Annotated in this window: 18 protein-coding genes; 7 read left to right on the top strand and 11 right to left on the bottom strand. The window is 48.5% G+C overall.

The features are described 5' to 3' along the window. Positions 1-2 precede the first annotated feature (2 nt). The 3 genes from hutI to hutG all read left to right on the top strand — a co-directional run bounded on the left by hutI (position 3) and on the right by hutG (position 4,569). The gene (gene hutI, locus LL912_RS08965; RefSeq protein ID WP_235553244.1) at positions 3-1,244 is read left to right on the top strand and encodes an imidazolonepropionase; all 1,242 of its coding nucleotides are present in this window, start codon (positions 3-5) and stop codon (positions 1,242-1,244) included. Between the two features lie 125 nt (positions 1,245-1,369). Beyond that, entirely contained in the window at positions 1,370-3,370 is a 2,001-nt protein-coding gene (locus LL912_RS08960; RefSeq protein ID WP_235553243.1) for a urocanate hydratase, read from the top strand. Positions 3,371-3,591: 221 nt separating this feature from the next. After that, positions 3,592-4,569: a formimidoylglutamase gene (hutG, locus tag LL912_RS08955; protein ID WP_235553242.1), complete on the top strand. Its 978-nt coding sequence runs from the start codon at positions 3,592-3,594 to the stop codon at positions 4,567-4,569. Positions 4,570-4,576: 7 nt separating this feature from the next. Here the strand turns inward: hutG and LL912_RS08950 are convergent, their stop codons facing one another. Both LL912_RS08950 and LL912_RS08945 read right to left on the bottom strand, forming a co-directional pair. Next, on the bottom strand, positions 4,577-5,173 hold the full coding sequence (locus tag LL912_RS08950; protein ID WP_235553241.1) for a Plug domain-containing protein: 597 nt from the start codon (positions 5,171-5,173) through the stop codon (positions 4,577-4,579). A gap of 83 nt (positions 5,174-5,256) precedes the next feature. Continuing rightward, positions 5,257-6,438: a 5-(carboxyamino)imidazole ribonucleotide synthase gene (locus tag LL912_RS08945; RefSeq protein ID WP_235553240.1), complete on the bottom strand. Its 1,182-nt coding sequence runs from the start codon at positions 6,436-6,438 to the stop codon at positions 5,257-5,259. A 349-nt stretch (positions 6,439-6,787) separates the two neighbouring features. Between LL912_RS08945 and LL912_RS08940 the strand changes: the two genes are divergently transcribed. Further along, positions 6,788-7,219: a carboxymuconolactone decarboxylase family protein gene (locus LL912_RS08940; RefSeq protein WP_235553239.1), complete on the top strand. Its 432-nt coding sequence runs from the start codon at positions 6,788-6,790 to the stop codon at positions 7,217-7,219. Positions 7,220-7,344: 125 nt separating this feature from the next. Here the strand turns inward: LL912_RS08940 and LL912_RS08935 are convergent, their stop codons facing one another. Continuing rightward, the gene (locus tag LL912_RS08935; RefSeq protein WP_235553238.1) at positions 7,345-7,923 is read right to left on the bottom strand and encodes a hypothetical protein; all 579 of its coding nucleotides are present in this window, start codon (positions 7,921-7,923) and stop codon (positions 7,345-7,347) included. A 295-nt stretch (positions 7,924-8,218) separates the two neighbouring features. Between LL912_RS08935 and LL912_RS08930 the strand changes: the two genes are divergently transcribed. After that, complete coding sequence (locus tag LL912_RS08930; RefSeq protein ID WP_235553237.1) at positions 8,219-8,521, top strand: DUF1963 domain-containing protein; 303 nt, start codon at positions 8,219-8,221, stop codon at positions 8,519-8,521. Positions 8,522-8,694: 173 nt separating this feature from the next. On the opposite strand, the gene leuB is transcribed toward LL912_RS08930, so the two are convergent. Beyond that, complete coding sequence (gene leuB, locus LL912_RS08925; protein ID WP_235553236.1) at positions 8,695-9,765, bottom strand: 3-isopropylmalate dehydrogenase; 1,071 nt, start codon at positions 9,763-9,765, stop codon at positions 8,695-8,697. A 438-nt stretch (positions 9,766-10,203) separates the two neighbouring features. Here leuB and LL912_RS08920 point away from each other — a divergent pair, with 438 nt between their 5' ends. Together LL912_RS08920 and LL912_RS08915 are read left to right on the top strand one after the other, a co-directional pair. Further along, complete coding sequence (locus LL912_RS08920) at positions 10,204-10,623, top strand: globin domain-containing protein (protein WP_235553235.1); 420 nt, start codon at positions 10,204-10,206, stop codon at positions 10,621-10,623. A 379-nt stretch (positions 10,624-11,002) separates the two neighbouring features. Continuing rightward, positions 11,003-11,317, top strand: coding sequence for a LytR/AlgR family response regulator transcription factor (locus LL912_RS08915; RefSeq protein ID WP_235553234.1), 315 nt, complete (start codon positions 11,003-11,005; stop codon positions 11,315-11,317). Positions 11,318-11,343: 26 nt separating this feature from the next. Here LL912_RS08915 and LL912_RS08910 read toward each other — a convergent pair whose 3' ends face one another. From LL912_RS08910 to LL912_RS08880, 7 genes are all read right to left on the bottom strand, one after another. Then, complete coding sequence (locus LL912_RS08910) at positions 11,344-12,519, bottom strand: hypothetical protein (protein WP_235553233.1); 1,176 nt, start codon at positions 12,517-12,519, stop codon at positions 11,344-11,346. Positions 12,520-12,764: 245 nt separating this feature from the next. After that, positions 12,765-14,282: an alpha-isopropylmalate synthase regulatory domain-containing protein gene (locus tag LL912_RS08905; RefSeq protein ID WP_235553232.1), complete on the bottom strand. Its 1,518-nt coding sequence runs from the start codon at positions 14,280-14,282 to the stop codon at positions 12,765-12,767. A 146-nt stretch (positions 14,283-14,428) separates the two neighbouring features. Next, positions 14,429-15,025, bottom strand: a complete 597-nt coding sequence (gene leuD / locus LL912_RS08900; protein ID WP_235553231.1) for a 3-isopropylmalate dehydratase small subunit — start codon at positions 15,023-15,025, stop codon at positions 14,429-14,431. A gap of 87 nt (positions 15,026-15,112) precedes the next feature. Then, positions 15,113-16,522 (bottom strand): 3-isopropylmalate dehydratase large subunit, encoded by a 1,410-nt coding sequence (leuC, locus tag LL912_RS08895; protein ID WP_235553230.1) that lies wholly within the window; start codon positions 16,520-16,522, stop codon positions 15,113-15,115. 520 nt (positions 16,523-17,042) lie between these two features. Next, on the bottom strand, positions 17,043-17,585 hold the full coding sequence (locus LL912_RS08890; RefSeq protein ID WP_235553229.1) for a GNAT family N-acetyltransferase: 543 nt from the start codon (positions 17,583-17,585) through the stop codon (positions 17,043-17,045). A gap of 582 nt (positions 17,586-18,167) precedes the next feature. Then, positions 18,168-18,872: an outer membrane beta-barrel protein gene (locus LL912_RS08885; protein WP_235553228.1), complete on the bottom strand. Its 705-nt coding sequence runs from the start codon at positions 18,870-18,872 to the stop codon at positions 18,168-18,170. 149 nt (positions 18,873-19,021) lie between these two features. Then, positions 19,022-19,738, bottom strand: coding sequence for a porin family protein (locus tag LL912_RS08880; protein ID WP_235553227.1), 717 nt, complete (start codon positions 19,736-19,738; stop codon positions 19,022-19,024). Between the last annotated feature and the right edge of the window lie 5 nt (positions 19,739-19,743).

Genomic DNA, 19,743 nt, shown 5'->3' with positions numbered 1-19,743 from the left:
GCATGCATATGGAGATCGCATATTACCTGGCCGGCCCCTTCCGGGAACTTGTTACGATGCAGGCGCTGCCGCTGAAAGGCGCCCTGAAAGACAGCGCCCTCCGCATAATCCGGAACGGCGGTATCCTTTGGAAAGAAGGCTGGATCGAAGCCGTGGATGATTTTGAAACGCTGGCTTCAAGACCGGGTGTTACCGTTATGGAACAGATGATAAAGGGCGTGGTATTGCCGGGCTTTATCGATATGCACACGCATCTTGCATTTGGAGGAAGCAGGGCGGCAGACTTTGCACTCCGGAATAGCGGCAGCACCTACCTGGAGATTGCTGAAAGCGGCGGCGGTATCTGGAGTACGGTAAAAGCTACCCGGGCATTAACGATAGAAGCACTGGCAGCGCTGACGGCGCAAAGGGCCAACGCGTTGTTACAGCAGGGCGTAACAACGATTGAGGTAAAAAGCGGTTATGGGTTGAGTGTTGCAGAAGAACTAAAATGCTTACGGGCTATTGCTGAAGCGCGGCGGATAACCGGCGCAAGCCTCGTGGCCACCTGCCTGGCAGCGCATATGCTGCCGGCCGACTTTAACGGTTCCGTAGCTGCCTACCTGGAACTGATGGTAAACGAATTGCTGCCGGTTATAAAAGAAGAACAACTGGCGCGACGGGTGGATGCCTTTATAGAACGAAGTGCCTTTTCAGCTGCACAGATCCTGCCTTATTTTAAGAGCGCAAAAGCAATGGGCTTTGATATTACGGTACATGCCGACCAGTTTACTCCTTCGGGAACGGAAGTAGCCATAACGGTGGGTGCCAGAAGTGCGGATCACCTGGAGCATTCAACGGATAAAGAAATTGCGCTGCTGGCGCATGCTGATGTAGCGGCGGTAGCCTTACCCGGGGCCTCAATGGGGTTAGGCTGCAAATTTGCCCCGGTTCGTAAATTACTGGATGCCGGTTGCAGTGTGGCCATTGCTACCGACTGGAATCCGGGTTCTGCACCCATGGGGAACCTGATGCTGCAGGCGTCGGTGCTGGCGAGTTTTGAAAAGCTGACCAATGCCGAGGTGCTGGCAGCGATCACATACCGGGCTGCCGCGGCCCTGGGTTTTAAGGACCGGGGTGTACTGGCCCCGGGTTACCGCGCCGATTTTATTGTTTATGATGCGGATAGTTATCAGGAAATTCCCTACCAGCAGGGAAGGTTACAGCCGGCGCAGGTGTGGAAAAGTGGAGCGCGGATAGTTTGACGTTGTAAGTACCCGGTTTTTAAGTTCCCAATTCCAGGTCGATGCTGGTTTGAATGCCTGGTGGATGCTCAATGCGCAGATTTCAAGTCTCAAATCTCAAGTCTCAAATATCAATTCTTACCTACATGACCTTTCAGGAAGAAATACAACAGGGGATACCGGATGCATTACCCGCGTATCAGCAACCGGACCCGGCCCTGAGTCATGCGCCCAAACGCAAAGCCATATTGAACCGGGAGGAACAGCAACTGGCGCTTCGCAATGCGCTGCGTTATTTTCCGGCTGCATGGCATGCAACGTTGGCGGCAGAGTTCCTGGAGGAACTGCAGCGGTACGGACGCATCTATATGTACCGGTTTATGCCGCAACATCCCATTTATGCGCGTTCCATTGATGCATATCCTGCCCGGGTTCAACAGGCAGCGGCGCTGATGCTGATGATCCAGAATAACCTGGATCCGGCCGTGGCCCAGCATCCGCAGGAGCTGATTACATATGGAGGTAATGGTGCCGTGTTTCAAAACTGGGCGCAATACCGGCTAACGATGCAGTATTTATCACAAATGACCGATGAGCAAACACTGCATATGTACAGCGGTCACCCAATGGGGCTTTTCCCATCGTCACCGGCAGCACCACGGGTAGTGATTACCAACGGGATGATGATTCCCAATTATTCAAAACCGGATGACTGGGAGCGGTTCAATGCACTGGGTGTAACGCAGTACGGACAAATGACAGCGGGTTCCTATATGTATATTGGTCCGCAGGGCATCGTGCATGGCACCACCATTACGTTAATGAACGCGATGCGGCGCCGGTTAGGGCAGGGAGCGGATTTTGGCGGCCGGCTTTTTCTTACTTCCGGTTTGGGTGGAATGAGCGGTGCACAACCCAAGGCAGGAACGATTGCCGGATGCGTGACCGTGTGTGCGGAAATTAACCCGGCAGCGGCAAAGAAGCGGTATGCGCAGGGATGGGTGGATGAACTGTTTGAAGACATTGATGCCCTGGTACAGCGAACCCGGACCGCCATGGAAAAAAAAGAAGTGGTGTCGCTGGCCTTTATCGGGAATGTGGTAGACCTTTGGGAACGGTTTTATACAGAAACTATCTTTATAACGGTAGGCAGCGATCAAACCTCCCTGCATAATCCATGGTCCGGAGGATATTATCCGGCCGGTCTTTCTTTTGAGGCCGCCAACCAGATGATGGCGGAGAATCCGGAGCAGTTCCGGGAGCAGGTAAAGGCATCGCTGATCCGGCAGGTAGCCGCCATTAACCGGCATGCGGAAAGAGGTACTTATTTTTTCGACTACGGTAACGCCTTTCTGCTGGAGGCCGGAAGAGCTGGAGCAGATGTATTTGCCGGCCATAAGCATCAGTTTAAATATCCGTCCTATGTACAGGATATCCTTGGGCCGCTCTGTTTCGATTATGGCTTTGGCCCGTTTCGCTGGGTATGCACTTCGGGCAGGGCCGCAGACCTGGCGCTTACGGATCAGCTGGCACTGCAGGTGTTGACGGAATTAAAAGAACAGGCGCCCATCAGCATCCGGCAGCAATTGGAGGATAATATCCGCTGGATCTGGGAAGCGGGCAGGAACAGGCTGGTGGTGGGGTCCCAGGCCCGCATCCTTTATGCGGATGCTGCGGGAAGGATCCGGATTGCAAGGGTTTTTAATGAGGCGATAAGAGACGGACGCTTATCGGCCCCGGTAGTGCTGGGACGGGATCATCATGATGTAAGCGGCACCGACTCGCCTTACCGGGAAACCAGCAATATTTACGACGGCAGCCGCTTTACAGCCGATATGGCCATTCACAACGTGATCGGCGATAGCTTTCGGGGAGCTACATGGGTATCGGTTCACAACGGCGGCGGCGTGGGCTGGGGAGAGGTGATTAATGGTGGTTTCGGAATGGTGCTGGATGGTACAGTAACCACAGACCGGCAGTTGCAGTCGATGTTATTTTTTGATGTAAACAACGGTATCGCCCGCAGGGCCTGGGCCCGCAACCCGGAGGCACTGGAAGCCCTGGAACGGGAGCTGGAACGCACACCTTTGTTAAACGTAACGCGCCCGCATCTGGTAGATGACCGGCTGCTGGAGGGATTGGTTTAAGGTTCCTGGTTTAAAGTTCAAGGGCAAGCTCCGTTTTACACTTGATGATACGGAAGACTGATGGCATGGATAAATTCTAAAAGACTCAAAAGCAAAACTAAAGACTCAAAAAACAAAATTCAAAGCTCAACACAGAGCCCGATCACCTGGCTAAAAACCAGAAGTTCCAGATTAAACTTCGTTTAATACTTGATGATACTAAAAACGATAATTCAAATCTCATGATAGAGCGATACCAACTTTCGAATGCAGCATGCTGGCACGGACGTGTTGATGGTACGGCGCCTGCATACCAGCGCTGGCACCAGGTGGTTCGGTTACTGAATTTAAATGCACCTGTTTCCGGCCTGGCAGGGGCCTTTGTATTGCTGGGGTTTGCCTGCGATGAAGGCGTGCGGCGCAACGAGGGAAGGCCGGGAGCCGCACAGGGACCCGAAGCCATCCGTTCGGTTTTAAGGAACCTGCCGGTACATCATGGCCCGGAGGTAATACTTTACGATGCGGGAGATATTACCTGTGAAGACGGTAACCTGGAAGCCGCCCAGGAACAGCTGGCGGTTGCGGTAGGTACAATCTTAAAAGGAAAGGGTTTCCCGGTTGTACTGGGAGGTGGGCATGAAGTGGTATACGGACATTTCAAGGGGATTCGGGAAAGGGGGCACAATAAAGGCATAACCGGGATCATCAACTTTGATGCGCATTTTGACCTGAGGGCGCCGGGAGCGGCCGGGGTCAGCTCGGGTACCGGGTTTTACCAGATTGCCGGCGAACTGGGACTGCAGCAACAGGCATTGGCATACTTCTCTGTCGGAATCCAGCGGGTCAGCAATACGCCGCAATTATTTCAAACGGCGGCGGCACTGGGTGTACCCCATATAGAAGCAAATGCCATCTGTCCGGAGCACCTGCCCGCTCTGCAACAACAACTGCAGCAGTTCATCAACAAGGTTGATGAGCTGTACCTGACCATTGATATGGATGTATTTGCTGCACCCTATGCCCCTGGTGTCAGTGCTACGGCTTTTAACGGTATCGAACCAGGACATTGTTTTCAAACCCTGTTCAAACAGGTTTATGGTTCGCCAAAACTCATTTCGTTTGATATTGCCGAATTAAATCCTGCATTTGACATCGACCAACGGACCGCGAAGCTGGCAGCGGATCTTATTTTCAGGCTGGTGAGTGATCATGACCGGTGATGCAGTGTTATTGGTTTGCTGTAGTAGCCTGAGAATTGGTGCCACGAATATAGACGCTCCGTTTCTGCCCTTCTGCCGGAACATCCCTGCGTAGGCGGCCTTCAGGAGCCGTTCGGAAGTTGGCCGGATTTGTAACTATTTTTATAATCTTCAGTCGCTTATACAAAGTGTCGATATAGCCGAAACGGTTGATGTCTTCTATAGAGACCTGTACCGGTTTTGAGGTGTCTAACCGGTAGTGCATAGGATCTTCGATCAGTTTGTTATCTACCATCACAAGGGTATGAGCGGTTAGCTTTAGGTTGCGCAGCAATAAAACAGCTGTTACAGGAAGATAACGCCGGGGATCTTTCATTTTGATGAGTACGACACCGCCGGCGGCATTTCTGCCCAAACGGGCGGCATAGGCAATGGCTTCCTGTCCTTTTAAAATGGAAAGAGAGTCAATATCTTCAGGCCGTAAATCGCCTATGTTATCGATGACCACCGAGTCAACAATAAAAAGTGGCGCGCTGTTCACTACTTCCTGGTGGGCGGGCAGTTGTGCTGATAATTGCGTTGTTGCAGCAGCAAGGAAAATCAAAAATGCAAGCCATCGTTTCATCATCAATGGTTTTGTTTCTGAAAAAAAATTATTGCTGTAAAGATGCTTGCGCACCGGCTTTTTACACAGGCTGCTTAACGCATTTAATTTCCGGCGATCACCGAAAGCCCGTGTTTGATCTTATTCGCTTTGTGTAAAAGATCCGCCTTCTCCTTACTGATGACGGTCACATGCCCCATTTTACGTCCGGGTTTGGTTTGCCTTTTTCCATACAGGTGAAAAAAAGCGTTTTCAATCTTCAGCATCTCATCCAGTCCCTGGTATACCGCATCGCCGGAATAACCTTCTTTGCCGATGATATTGAGCATTACGGAAGGGAGGATGGCTTCGGTGTTGCCCAACGGATAACTCAGCAGGATCCGCCAAACCATATCGAACTGGGAACTATAATGTGCTTCAATGGTATGGTGTCCGCTGTTATGCACACGCGGAGCTGTTTCGTTTACCAGCACATCCCCGCCGGGCGTAACAAACAGTTCTACGGCGAAAATACCGGGTGAGTTGAAATTCTTAACCGTGGTCAGTGCAATGGCCTCTGCTTTCCAGTAGGTCTTTTCTTCAATATCGGCTGGGCATAACTGAAAGTCGAGCAGGTTGAGGCTTTTGTCAAAAACCATTTGAACGGCAGGGTAAATGGCAATTTCGCCAGACTGGCCCACGGCGATCATCATGGCGATCTCTTTTTCCACATCTACCAGTTTTTCCAGCACCGACAGGGCGTCAAAACCCTTGGGAACATCGGTTTCGTCATGGATGATCTGAACGCCGCGCCCGTCGTATCCGCCTTCGGCAATTTTGTGCACGGCCGGGAAAAATGCCTGTTGTTCCGCCAGCTCCTGGATATTGTGGGTAAGCAGGTAGGGGGAGGTAGGGATCTGGTGGTCGGTATAATATTTTTTTTGCGTGGCTTTATTCCGGATGGTGCGCAGTACTGAAGGACGGGGAATGACATTTACTCCTTCATTTTCCAGTGCTTCCAGTGCATCTACATTTACATTTTCAATCTCAATGGTCAGTGCATCCAGGCCTTTCCCAAAATTGTAAACCGTTTCGTAATCCCGGATATCTCCCTGGACAAAATGATGGCAGAGATGCGCTGCCGGAGCATGGGGGTCGTTTTCCAGCACATATGTTTCAACAGGGTAGTTTGCCGCTGCCTGCAACAACATCCTTCCTAACTGGCCGCCGCCAAGAATACCTACTTTTTGCATGGCGCAAAGATAGGGAGTTTGCGATTCGGTATGTGAAATCCCGTTTTTATGCATGTGCTTTTAGAGGTTTCAGGTTCCAGATTTAAGTTTCAGGTTGTGCATTCGTTTCTGCTTGAAGTGCGATGCTCAATTCCAGGGTCTTTTGATCTTTTACAGAGCTGAAATTACCCAACAGTAGCGGCATCATCACTTTTACATTTAAAATTTTACACTGACTATTTCACATTCTGCAGGGAGAGGTTTAACATTCAAAGTTTAAAGTTTAGATTTGGAGCAAGATCACCAAGCAGTAACGGTAACCTTACTTCAACATTTATTATTTCTTATTGGTTATTTTACCTTCCCGAAGGGCCTGTCTCCAACCTGCGTGTAAAATATCATTACTTTAGCGCAAAAATTATTTATGCGTATCGATTATGCGATAACTGCTCCGGAAGGATATAGAACCCTGCTGGCCATGTATGGATATCTGAAGAAAACCGATCTGGCACCCGCTCTTTTACACCTGGTATACCTCCGCGTTTCGCAGATCAACGGATGTCCGTACTGTGTAGACCTGCATTGGAAGGATGCCATACGGGAAGGGGAGGATCCCCGGAGGCTTAACGGCGTATCTAATTGGAAATATATGCCTTTTTTTACCCCGCAGGAGAAAGCGGCGCTGGCCTATGCAGAAGCCATCACCCTATTGCCCGGCCAGGAAGTGAGCGAGACCGTTTATAATGAAGCAAGACAGCATTTCCAGGATAAAGACCTGGTCGATCTTGCGCTGGCTGTTGCGCATATGAATATGCTGAACCGGGTGGCCATTACTTTTCACAAAGTGCCGGAATGATCGCCGGCGGCCCGTGACCGATGGTTTTGAATCATCAATCCCGGTCACAGACAATCCCCCTGCCCGTTGCGTGCAGGTACAATTATAATAAGCGATTGCAGCGGATGCCCGCACCGTTGCAAGCTTTACAGTTTGTTGGTGCCCCGGTTCTCCTTATCCAGGCTTTGGATATCTTTTAACTGGTTCGCGGGTATGATATTTACGTAATCCCAGAAAGCGGCCACGCAAACGATCTTCCATTGGCCGTTCTGTTTTTCCATTACCCGCACTTCCTTACTGTGCCTGAAATTGCCATCCTTGTTGCTGTTGTACTGATCCCATGTTAAATAGCAGGCGTCCTTACCGTAGAATTTGAAGGTGATCCTTCTCCGCTCCACAATGGGGTTGGTGCCCGTTTGCGGCTCCGGATTATCGTGGATATATCGTCCTACGGAGTTATCGATGCCGGGCCATCCAACGCTTGCATCAAACGTGCCGTCCCGGTTGCTCCAGGCCTGGAAGGCGTAGTCTTCATGTACGTAGGTAGACTTCCAGCTTTCGTAATCACGTGCAAAAAACGAGCGCGTTTCTTTTTCGATGGTAGCCATGATGGAATCTTTATCGGCCTGTAGTGTTTTTCCGGTTTGCCCCTTATCTTCCGCGCCGGACGAGCAACCGGCAAAGAGGGTGAGGGTAAAGACAAAAAGTAGCCATGCGGTGCTCAAAAAAATGCAGTTGTTCGGGGGTGACATTGAAATGAGCGTTCCGAAATGTTTGTTACGGGGAAATACCTGATGCTGGAACATAACGACAAGTTTTATTTTGAAACAAATTCCTGTCCTCATCAAAATCCATTGCATAGAGCCGTTTTTGAAAAAGCGGCTTTGTTCCAGTAAGTTACTTCAAAAAAATGGTTTTCCGTGCAATATGACCAATTATTTTTAAAGGAGTGCCACTGTGCTGCAGGATTTTCTCAAGCGATAATGATTCCCGTAACCAATATTGTAAAATACCCTATAGATGATCTGTCAGAAACCTTACATTGCTGATCGTTATTGTCAGGTATTCAGGAACGGGGTTAGAGGTGCCCTATTCCTTCATTTTTCTCCGGTGAAACATAAGCTTGGCGGCTATGCCTATTTTACTCAACGCGATCTCCGTGAAGGGGATGCATTAACTGCGGATTATTTGCTGCTGTTTCAAATGGGTTCCGATGAACATATTATGTGGGGAGATGCAGGCGTTGGTAACTTCTTCATTGCCCCCGTTGATTTTGCAAATAAAGATTTTTCAGGAGTGTTTTATAATTGGGATTGTCGTTAGGATGCATGCAAAACAAAGAAAGGATAAATGCAAATACTTAAACCGGAATATCGGCGCAATGAACCGGCAAAGAAAAAATAGCCATTAAAAAAAAAGAAGGCGTCTTTTTTAGACACCCTCTTTATCATAATATTTGTACAGCAATTATGGATGGCAGGCATCCATCGCATTGCTTAAAGCCGCTTCAGGATCTCTTCCCCAATGGCATCGGTGCCCAGGATCTTATCTTTCGGTGTTGAGGCATCTGCAATATCCCCGGTGCGGAACCCGGCTTTCAATACCTGGTCCACGGCGTTGATCACGTCCTCGCCTTCCTGTTTTAAACCAAAGGAGATGTCCAGCAACAGGGCTGCGGATAATACAGAAGCCATGGGGTTGGCGATTCCCTTACCGGTGATATCGTGGGCCGAACCATGGATCGGTTCGTAAACACCGGTACCGTCACCGATTGAAGCGGAAGCCAGCATACCCATGGAACCGGCAATCTGTGAAGCTTCATCCGTAAGAATGTCGCCAAACAGGTTGGCGGTAACCACTACATCGAAACGTTTGGGGTCTTTGATCAGCAGCATCGCTGTAGCGTCTACAAACTGATGCTCTACGGTTACTTCAGGATATTCTTTGGCCACCTGTTGTACCACTTCGCGCCAGAGGCGGCTGGTTTCAATCACGTTTGCTTTATCTACCGAGCACAATTTCTTGCCGCGCGTCATTGCGGCTTCAAATGCTTTACGGGCGATGCGCTCTACTTCAAAGCGGCTGTACTGTGCAATGTCGAAAGCCGTATCCCCGTTATCCTTGCGGCCTTTTTCACCAAAATAAATATCACCGGTCAGCTCCCTGAAAAACAGGATATCGGCTCCTTTTAAGATCTCCGGCTTGATGCTGGAGGCGCCCAGGAGCTCATCAAACAATTTGATCGGGCGCAGGTTGGCATAAAGCCCCAGCTCTTTGCGCATTTTCAGTAAACCCTGTTCGGGGCGTACCTTAGCGGAAGGGTCGTTGTCGTATTTGGGATGGCCAACGGCACCAAACAGCACCGCATCCGATTTTTTCATTTTCTCGAGGCTTTCATCGGGCAGCGGGTTGCCGGTGGCTTCGATGGCTGCGTGGCCGATCAGCGCTTCATCATACGTAAATTCATGACCATATTTTTCAGCGATCTTATCCAGTACTTTTTTACCTACTGCAGTTACTTCCTGCCCGATCCCGTCCCCGGGTACAATGAGAATATTTTTTTTCATGCGTCTTTTTTATTTGATTTCTACCAGCGCTGGCGGCCTTTTAGAGAATTTCTAAAAAGCTGTCCAGGCGGCCCCCTAAGATACTGGATACCGGATTATTTTTTCAAAAAAAAAATCATTTTACGGCGCCAGGCCTGCCGGTCAATTTTAGGAATCCCGTCAGCCCACTCCCTTATTACGCATCATTCCCTTTCTTATCCGCTTCAATGCGTAATTAAGCTGCTTGCGCGGTTTTTATTTCCCCGGGTTGCTGCGGTTTTTCATTTTTATAAACGGGAATGATAATCATTCTTGGGAATGAATACGGTCGGCGGGTCGTTACAGGTGCTATAGACAGCATTGTTTTTACGATCGTAAGAAGGCGGGTTGCCGATGCCGCGGGTAAATTTTGCCGTTAGCACAATGAACTTTTCCATTAGCGGAGACTCAAGATAACGAATGACACAGGAACAAATCATACTTATAAAAAAAACCTGGAGATTATTCCGCTTTGTTCCACCAGCGGCAGTGGGTAGTGCTTTCTATGGGAAATTGTTTGCCGATAGTCCGGGTTTAAGAAAACTGTTTCCTTCTGATATGGAAGGCCAATACCGGAAACTGAATGTATCCCTGAATGTACTGGTAGCCCGCCTGGAAAAAACAGAGGAGATTACGGGGTATCTTGCCGCGTTGGCGAAACGCCATACCGGATATGGTGTGAAAGAAGCGCATTATGTGCTGGTGGGAAACGCCCTGTTATGGACGCTGCAGCAGGGATTGGGAAAAGACTGGAATGCCGATGTGGCGGCTGCCTGGGCTGCCTGCTACCAGGAGGTGGCCGATATTATGATCCGGAACAGCAGGGTAGACAGGCTCTGACCCCGGGGCAAAGAATGTAAGGAGAAGCACCATTAAGGCCGCTTCATAACCGGAGCAGCCTTCTTCTTTCCGGCCGGGCAATAAAGCAGCGGCCGTCATCATCGCATGATTTATTACCAACCCAAATAAAAAAAACGGATGACGGTAATCTCATAAATCCGGAAATAAACGGAACCAGAAGAGAGTCCGTTTCAAAACGACCGCAGCATACGGAATACAGCAGGCAACGACACGCCCCGTTCCTTTTATGCCCCTCCTGTTTCACAGGGCCAAAAGAATTATCGGGGGGCTCAAATGCCGCCGGCCGCCATACAGGATCTGGTACGTTCATTACAGCGAACATCAAAAAAACGCTGTACAAAGAAAATTTATTGTGCGTGTGCGTAATAACTGGATTCCGGTATCGGTATCTGATGTTGCCTGTTTTTACCGGGAGCACCTGAATTATCTTTATACCTTCTCGGGAGAGAAGTATATATTGGATTATATCACACTGGAGGAAATAGAGGAGTTGCTGGATCCCTCTGTGTTTTACCGTGCCAACCGGCAGTATATTGTACATATCAATGCCATACAAAGCGTGCGGCCACATGAAAACCAGAAACTGACGCTTTTGCTGCAACCCGCGTTAAGGCTGGAGGTAGATATCAGCAGGGAAAAAGCACCAGGGTTTAAACGGTGGCTTGACCGTTGACGTGAACTTTTAACCGGGAGCTCTTTCTAATATACCCGGTTGAGCCGGCGGCCCATAATGCCAATTCCCAGTGTCAGTTTATGCACACTGCCACTATAGGATACCGATTTGCTTCTTAAGGGAGAGGCGATGTATTCGTATCCAACTCTTATAAAAGGAACCTGAACGCCCTGGAACGGGTATTGCTGTTTAGCGGGATCCATTTTCTTGAGTTTGATATCACCAATAATACCCAGGCTGCCGGCAATGGTGGTTCTTATGCCGGCGCCTTTCAGTTCGGGCTGTTCCTTTGTGTTTTCGTTCGGATCGACGCCAAAAATACCGGCGCCGGCGATGGGAGCAACATCGATAAGGTGGCTTTGGGTGATATATTTCCCAACAGTGAGCATCAGGTAGCCGCCTGTAACTTTTGAACCCGCGGGCCAGGTACCTCCGTTGGCAAGCGGCATCTCGGTTTTGGTGCGGCCGGATCCAACGGCCAGGTTAAACTGACCCAGCCAGTGGTTACGCACCAGGTCAAATGTAAGTCCGAAAGAGGTCAGGCTTTTATAATAGCCGGTTAAGGCACCGGCAAACCGGAACTGTCCTCCATGAAACGAGATGCTACCTCCATTGGCTGACAGCACGTATTTATTCCGGATATGAGATTTTATAAAGGGTGTATAATTACTCTCCGGGTAACGGTCGATAAACCGATCGGCCAGGTTATTCAATACAGCTTGTTGATCCGGTGTATTGCTCAGCAGGTATTTGAGATGCATGGTTAAAAAGGTTTTCTGCTCTTCCGGAAGATTGGTCTGGGTGATTTCTTTCAACAGGCTGTCCTGTTGGAGGGTTAGGATTTCGATAAGTTTTGCTGCCAGATAGTCCCGGGGAGGAGGGATACGGATTTTGTTTTCTTTAAGGTGGTCCATGCCCTGTGTTGTACGCAGAATGGATCGATAGTCGTTGGTCCAGTAAGAGAGCAGCCAGAATTCTACGGGGTAAATGGCGATGTAGTCTTCATCATCCAGTGACAGCAGCCGCTCCTTCTCCAGCGTAATGCCTATTTTATTATCGGCGATCAGCCGGTCTAGCAGAAGGCGTCTCGTTTTTATAATGCTTTCAGATTTGGAATCATCCGGGTTGCCGGAATTGTCTTGGGCTGTTGCGCTAAAAAAGAATGCCGTATAGAAACACAGGAGCAGTAGTAATTTTTTCATGATTATATTTTGGGCTATGATGCCGCTCCTGCTAAAATACATAATTTCAGCGGTAGTAAATTCCGGAGGCCCTGGGCTTTTTAGCGGGGTGCTTTGCATCCGGTGTTTTAATGCTGGTGCCGGGGCATGCCTGGTACATGTAATATCCGGAAATAATACGCTTGCCCCGGAAGCGGGTTGCCCGTTGCAACAGGGCTCCTTAGGGTGTATTTATTTATATCTGATATTTCAAGTTTTCTCCGGTTTTACACCAGGTTCAGCATTTTCTGCGTGGCTTTGATGGCGGCTACCGTCTGGTCGCTATCCAGCCCGGTGGTGGTAAATTCACGCCCGTTAAGGTTCCAGGTAATAATGGTTTCACAAAGTGCATCGGATTTCCCTCCGGGGGGGATCCGCACAATGTAGTCGCTGAGTTTGGCCAATGGCAGTTTTTTCTGTGTATAGATTTTGCGGAGCGCATTCATAAACGCATCGTATTGCCCGTCACCCTGCGCGTTCTCTTCAACAACGCCATCCTCAAACCGGATGCGTACCGTAGTGGACGGGCGCATATTCTTTGAATGGGTCAATACATAATCCTCAACATATACTTTTTCCGTTGTAGTGTTGCTGTCCAGCACATCCGAGATAATAAAGGGCAGATCGTCCTGGGTAACGGTTTCTTTTTTATCGCCCAGTTCAATGATGCGCTGGGTTACTTTTTTCAGGTCTTCATCAGGGAGCTGGATCCCCAGTTGCTGCAGGTTATTTTCAATGTTGGCCTTGCCCGAGGTTTTACCCAGTGCGTATTTGCGTTTGCGCCCGAAACGTTCGGGCATCAGGTCGTTGTAATAAAGATTCTTTTTCTTATCGCCATCGGCGTGAATGCCTGCGGTTTGGGTAAATACATTTTCGCCTACCACGGGTTTATTCGGCGATACGCGGAAGCCGGAAAAAGCTTCTACCAGTTTGCTGATCTTGTATAGGGCTTTCTCGTTTACGTTGGTTTTTACATCTTTCTGGAAATCGTTCAATACGGCTACAATGCTGGCCAGGGGCGTGTTCCCGGCCCGTTCACCCATGCCGTTAATGGTCAGGTGCAACCCACGGGCACCGGCTTTTACAGCCTCCAGGGCATTGGCAACGCCCAGGTCGTAGTCGTTGTGGCCATGAAAATCGAAATGCAGCTGCGGATACCGTTCTGTGATCTCTGCGATATAAGCATAGGTTTCGGAGGGAATTAAAATGCCCAGTGTATCGGGCAACAGCACACGTTTAATGGGCTGCTTTGCTATAAAATCCAGGTAACGAAACACATACTCTTTGGAATTGCGCATGCCGTTGCTCCAGTCCTCCAGGTATACATTCGATTCGATGCCCTTTTTTTGTGCCTTCTTTATAACGGCCGCAATGTCTTTAAAATGTTCGTCCGGTGTTTTTTTGAGCTGGTGGGTCAGGTGATTCAGCGAACCTTTTGTAAGGATATTCATCACTTTTGCACCGGCCTTTTCCAACCAGTTGATGGACGTGTCTCCATCTACAAAGGTGAGTACTTCTATCTTATGCAGGTGGCCGTTTTCTTTAGCCCAATCGGTTATGCGTTTTACCGCCTGGAATTCTCCTTCGGAAACGCGCGCGGATGCAATCTCGATCCGGTCTACTTTTACTTCTGTTAAAAGCAACTGGGCAAGGGTTAGTTTTTCCGTTGCCGAAAAAGATACACCGCTGGTCTGTTCTCCGTCCCGAAGCGTGGTATCCATTATTTCAATCGATCGTTGTTTCATCTTTCCGGTGTATTATCCGGGCTTGTTGGTATAACTGCCCGGTGAGGAGTGTGCTCAATGATCGTATCATGCTGCACTGTTCCTGGGATTCATCCCGGGAGGCGAAGCATGATACGATTTTATAAAATGCCTTCAACAGGTGGGGCCTAATACAGGCTCTTTTCTGCAAATGCGTTGATATCCTGCTTCATGGATTGCAGGTAATCGATGTCATCAAAGCCGTTCATCATATTATGCTTTTTATAGCCATTGATATCGAAGCTTTCTGTATCACCGGTTGCCAGGATGGTAACGGATTGCCTGGGAAGATTGACTTCGATCTCTGTTTTGGGATCGGCTTCAATAGCCCTGAAGATTTTATCGAGGAAGGCTTCACTTACGGTTACGGGTAGTAAGCCGATGTTGAGCGAGTTCCCTTTAAAGATGTCCGCAAAAAAGCTGGAGATTACGCAGCGGAACCCATAGTCGTAAATCGCCCAGGCAGCATGCTCGCGGCTGCTGCCGCTGCCAAAATTTTTACCACCCACCAGGATCTTTCCGGAGTAGATGGGGTTGTTAAGTACAAAATCCTGTTTCGGTGTATCGTCTGCGTTATAGCGCCAATCGCGAAACAGGTTATCGCCAAAACCCTTACGCTCCGTGGCTTTCAGGAAGCGGGCGGGGATGATCTGGTCGGTATCCACATTTTCGATGGGTAACGGAACTGCTGTGGAGGTTAATATTGTAAATTTATCGTAAGCCATTTCTTTTTTTGTTTAAAGTTTAAAGTTTGAGATTTAAAATTGTGTTTAAAGTTTAACGGTATCCGCTGAACCTTTAACCCCTGAACTTTAAACGCTCTCTATTAAATCGCGGGGATCGGTTACCACACCGGTTACTGCTACGGCAGCAGCCACATAAGGGCTGGCCAGCAAAGTGCGTGCACCGGGGCCCTGGCGGCCTTCGAAGTTGCGGTTGCTGGTACTTACCGCATATTTGCCCGCAGGGATCTTGTCTTCATTCATGGCCAGACAAGCCGAGCATCCGGGTTGGCGCAGTTCGAAACCGGCTTCATTCAGTATGTCGAGAATGCCTTCGGATTTGATCTGCTCTTCCACGATATGCGAACCCGGTACGAGCCATGCAGTGATATTGTCGGCTTTCTTCTTGCCTTTTACAATAGAAGCAAAAGCGCGGAAATCTTCAATACGGCCGTTAGTGCAGCTGCCCAGGAATACGTAGTCGATCTTTTTACCGAGCAGGGCTTCACCCTCTGCAAAATTCATATACGCCAGCGATTTTTTATAAGAAGCCTCGCCGTCTTTTACTTCAGATGCCTTTGGAATATGGTTGGTAATACCGGTTCCCAGGCCGGGATTGGTACCATAGGTAATCTGGGGCTCGATATCGACAGCATCAAAATGCAGTTCTTTGTCAAACACGGCGTCGTCGTCGGTTTTCAGGGTTTTCCAGTAGGCGAGTGCAATATCCCAGTCGGCTCCCTTAGGGGCCTTATCTCTTCCGTTGATATAATCAAATGTGGTTTGATCCGGGGCAATCATACCGCCGCGGGCACCCATTTCGATGCTCATATTGCAAACGGTCATCCGGCCTTCCATGGTCATGTTTTCAAATACTTCACCGGCATATTCCACAAAGTAACCGGTAGCACCACTTGCGGTGATCTGCGCAATCATGTACAGGGCTACGTCTTTCGGCAGCACGCCTTTGCCCAGTTTACCATTGATCGTAATACGCATCTTTTTGGGCTTGGGCTGCATGATGCACTGGGAGGAGAGCACCATTTCTACTTCCGAGGTTCCGATGCCAAACGCGATACTTCCAAAAGCCCCGTGGGTAGAAGTATGAGAGTCGCCGCAAACAATGGTCATCCCCGGCTGGGTAATGCCATTTTCGGGTCCCACCACGTGTACGATCCCATTTTTGGGACTTCCCAATGCCCACAGTGAAATGCCCCATTTGGCTGCGTTGCTGGACAGTGCCGCCAGCTGGTTTGCAGACAGGGGATCTTTTACCGGCTGATCCTGGTTCATAGTAGGGGTATTGTGATCCGCTGTGGCGAAAGTACGCTGCGGATACATTACCGGAATACCTCTTTGTTCCAGACCGAGGAAGGCCACCGGGCTGGTTACCTCATGAATAAAATGCCGATCGATAAACAGTACATCCGGGCCATCTTCAATATGGCGTACCACGTGGGCATCCCACACCTTATCAAACAAAGTAGTCGCGTTGCTCATTATAAAACTTGAATTGTTATTTAAATATATCCAATTGAGTGCCTGTAAAATTAGACAAATTTTTAATGGAAAGGTGCAATGCAGGGCGTCTATTTAGCAAACGGTCCTGCTTGTTTGAATTTTTGGAAAATGTAAAATCTTTTCGGATTTGAAAATTTGAAAATTTCGAATTTTAAATTCAATGTGAGGTTTTTTGAATTGATTATCAGTTGTTTGTGGTTCGTTTTTTATTTTACAGGCGCATCCGTCGCTGCAGTTTACAATCGCGGAGCGCCGGTTTGGATAGCGTATCGAAATAAAAAATAAGTTGGAACGGCGAGTGACCGGTGAAGGCTTTGGACAGAAGATTTATAAGAAAACCGGATGTAGTGAATTTGAAAATTTGGAAATATGGGAATATGAGAATGAAAAATTCAATGTGCTGGTGCTGCGGTGCAGCGCTATTATGGCTACGGTGTTTTTGGTTTTTTTAAATGTCAAAGTCACAACATGTATGCTTTGCAACACGGATCATACCGGTTTAATCCAATATTTTCCGCATCTGATAATCGTTCATAAAATAGCCGTTGCCAATATCAATATCTTCGGTTTTTTGAACCTCGTACCCCTGGCTTTTGTAAAAATCAACCGCTTTGTTCTGGCGGTTTACGTTTAGCCACAGTTCTTTTGCACCGTAGCCCTTTACAACTTCTTCCATACTTCTTAGCTGGAACTTTCCGATTCCCTTTCCATGCAGTTGTTGCGACAGGTAGATCTTGTGGAGCTTCCAGGCGCCGGGTACTTTTTGTTCAATGGCGGTATAGCCCATGTCCGTTCCATTGTAACGGAGGATGTAGAATTCCACGCCCCGTTCCATTTCTTTTTCCAGCACATCGGGGGCATACATCATCTGTATCATATAATCCATTTGTGCTTTACTAAGGATCTGCTCAAAGGCTTTGGGCCAGATGTTGAGCGCTAACTGGTGAACAAGGACCGCTTCTTTTTTTAAAGCTTTTCTGATTATGGTTTTTTCCTGTTGCATCATTACCCAAAGATAGGGGCGAAAAGCAGTATGGTTCAACCATGGGAATGATTTTCTTTGGCCTGTGGTTGGCAGGAGCCGGGAGAAATCTTTTGATTTCACGCGACGGCGCAAAGGGGCAACGCCGCAAGGGCTCTGTGTTTTTGATTTTTGGGTCTTGTATTTTCGTGATACCAACGCAGAAATCTTTTGATTTCAGGCGGCAACGTACGACCTGAGGCAAGGTTCTAAGATGGCCTGTCGTAGGTTCCCTGTTGCGTTCTTTGCGGGTTCCTTGCGCGCTCCGCGGTTAAAAAGAAGCGTTTTTACAGGAGCAGCAGCTTTTTGATTTCACGCGACGGCGCAAATGGTCAATGCCACAAGGGCTCTTGTGCGTTTTGGTCCTTTTGATTTTTGGGTCTTGTATCTTCGTGCTAACGATGCCGAGGTCTTTGAGTTTCAGGCAGCGATGCTACGATCCCTGGCAAGGTTCTAAGATGGCCTGTCGTAGTTTTCCTGTTGCGTGCTTTGCGGGTTCCTTGCACTTTACGTTAAAAAAGAAATGTTTTTATAGACGCAGCATAGCGCATCATGGTATGTACCGGCGCTTTTGTTTGTGTTTTTTTTGAGGTGGCAACGGCCTTATTGGAAATTATAACCTACGGCAAAACTGAGTCCCATATTTCTGAATTCTTCGCTGGTTAATTTTTTGTTTTCCAGCGGGGCGATATTTCGCAAGCCAACCTGACCGTTCAGCTGCATGTATATTGAAGGGCTGATGTTCACGCCGGCCAGCAGGTTGACGCCCAGGTCTGCCCGGCGGCCATAATTGAATTTATCGTCGTCCGGATCCTGGTTACTTAGGTCTGTATATTCGATAGCGCCGGTATTCCATCCCCAGGCGCTTTTGTATTGCTGCGTCCACCGGCCGCCAACACCCCAGGCAAAATAGCCGCCGGCTCCAATGAAAAAGCGCTCAATATCTCCGGGAAGGTAATAGATAAGGTTTAACGGCAGCTCTATATACCAGGGAGTAACGCATAAAACACCGTAGCGGGTTTCATCGCCGTAATCCTGCCGGTATCCCTTGGTGCTGAACTGTAACCCAGTTTGCAGGGTAATGGCATGTTGGTTTAGCGACAGAGGTATATGAGTGAGCAGACCAAGCTGATAACCGGGGTTGAATTTGTTTTTGATAGCGGCGCCGTTACGCGTTTCCTTCCAGACTACTTTGGATGCATTAAAACCTGCCCTCATGCTAACTGTAACCTGCCCCCTCGCAGATAAACCATATAAACAACATACGCTGCAGACCAGGAAACAAAGCGATTGTTTTATAGTTTTCATAAGCAGAAAATAAAATGGGTTGTTTTAATGGTGTTAAGTTAGCCTGGTTTTCGAAAAGTTCTGTAAGGCACTTATGCAAAGTTTGGTTAAAATTAAAAGCCACCCCAGGGGGTGGCTCTATGTTTCATGAGTTGTGGACTAACGGTACTTTAGAATTTATATCCAACGGAAATTCCAAATCCGGAGTTTTTCATTTTGGCATCAGGTTTTGTACCATCATTTTTGGGTACAATATTCACAAGACCCAGTTGCCCGTTTAACTGAAAGGACAGTTTGTTGGCGAATTCATAACCAAAGAGCAGGTTCGCACCGGCGTCAAATGGTTTGCCATAAATGACTTTATTGTCAGATCCGTCCTTGTAATCATTTTTGAATTCAAGATCCCTGCTGTCTGAACTGCTGCCGCTTACACCGCCCCAGGAGAAGTCGCCCGTTGTCTTTAATTTACCACCAATGCCATAAGCTACATAAGGTCCAGCGCCCAGTAATAATTTTCCTGTTCCAAGCTCGGGTTTGTAAATGAAATTAACCGGTACTTCAATATAAGAAGCATTCCATTTTGATTCTCCGCTAAAGCTGGCTCCGCCAATGTTTCCACTACCGGAAGTTTTAAAACCTTTCGTGCTAAACAAGGCGCCCGGCTGCACATAGAACTCATCCGCTACCGGAATATCAAAGGTTACTCCGGCATGCCAGCCCGGGTTCAGTTTGGTATCTGCTTTTTTACCGTTGGCATCTTTGATAGTGGCATTTGAAAAATTAGCGCCTGCGCGAAGACCGATCTCTACCTGCGACATTGCTGCACCCGATATACTCACCGCAGCGGCTACCATTAACGCTTTCAATAACTGATTCTTCTTTTTCATAAAAT

The sequence above is a fragment of the Niabella agricola genome (assembly GCF_021538615.1).
Lineage (GTDB): Bacteria > Bacteroidota > Bacteroidia > Chitinophagales > Chitinophagaceae > Niabella > Niabella agricola.
This window is presented reverse-complemented; position numbering and strand designations above follow the sequence as displayed.

What these genes read in the sequence shown, in the direction of transcription:
- LL912_RS08945 (WP_235553240.1), bottom strand. Translation starts at nt 6,438, where the DNA reads ATGCATAAAAACGGGATTTCACATACCGAATCGCAAACTCCCTATCTT.
- leuB (WP_235553236.1), bottom strand. Translation starts at nt 9,765, where the DNA reads ATGAAAAAAAATATTCTCATTGTACCCGGGGACGGGATCGGGCAGGAA.
- LL912_RS08940 (WP_235553239.1), top strand. Translation starts at nt 6,788, where the DNA reads ATGCGTATCGATTATGCGATAACTGCTCCGGAAGGATATAGAACCCTG.
- LL912_RS08905 (WP_235553232.1), bottom strand. Translation starts at nt 14,282, where the DNA reads ATGAAACAACGATCGATTGAAATAATGGATACCACGCTTCGGGACGGA.
- leuD (WP_235553231.1), bottom strand. Translation starts at nt 15,025, where the DNA reads ATGGCTTACGATAAATTTACAATATTAACCTCCACAGCAGTTCCGTTA.
- LL912_RS08950 (WP_235553241.1), bottom strand. Translation starts at nt 5,173, where the DNA reads ATGAAACGATGGCTTGCATTTTTGATTTTCCTTGCTGCTGCAACAACG.
- leuC (WP_235553230.1), bottom strand. Translation starts at nt 16,522, where the DNA reads ATGAGCAACGCGACTACTTTGTTTGATAAGGTGTGGGATGCCCACGTG.
- hutG (WP_235553242.1), top strand. Translation starts at nt 3,592, where the DNA reads ATGATAGAGCGATACCAACTTTCGAATGCAGCATGCTGGCACGGACGT.
- LL912_RS08880 (WP_235553227.1), bottom strand. Translation starts at nt 19,738, where the DNA reads ATGAAAAAGAAGAATCAGTTATTGAAAGCGTTAATGGTAGCCGCTGCG.
- LL912_RS08960 (WP_235553243.1), top strand. Translation starts at nt 1,370, where the DNA reads ATGACCTTTCAGGAAGAAATACAACAGGGGATACCGGATGCATTACCC.
- LL912_RS08930 (WP_235553237.1), top strand. Translation starts at nt 8,219, where the DNA reads ATGATCTGTCAGAAACCTTACATTGCTGATCGTTATTGTCAGGTATTC.
- LL912_RS08885 (WP_235553228.1), bottom strand. Translation starts at nt 18,872, where the DNA reads ATGAAAACTATAAAACAATCGCTTTGTTTCCTGGTCTGCAGCGTATGT.
- LL912_RS08920 (WP_235553235.1), top strand. Translation starts at nt 10,204, where the DNA reads ATGACACAGGAACAAATCATACTTATAAAAAAAACCTGGAGATTATTC.
- hutI (WP_235553244.1), top strand. Translation starts at nt 3, where the DNA reads ATGCATATGGAGATCGCATATTACCTGGCCGGCCCCTTCCGGGAACTT.
- LL912_RS08910 (WP_235553233.1), bottom strand. Translation starts at nt 12,519, where the DNA reads ATGAAAAAATTACTACTGCTCCTGTGTTTCTATACGGCATTCTTTTTT.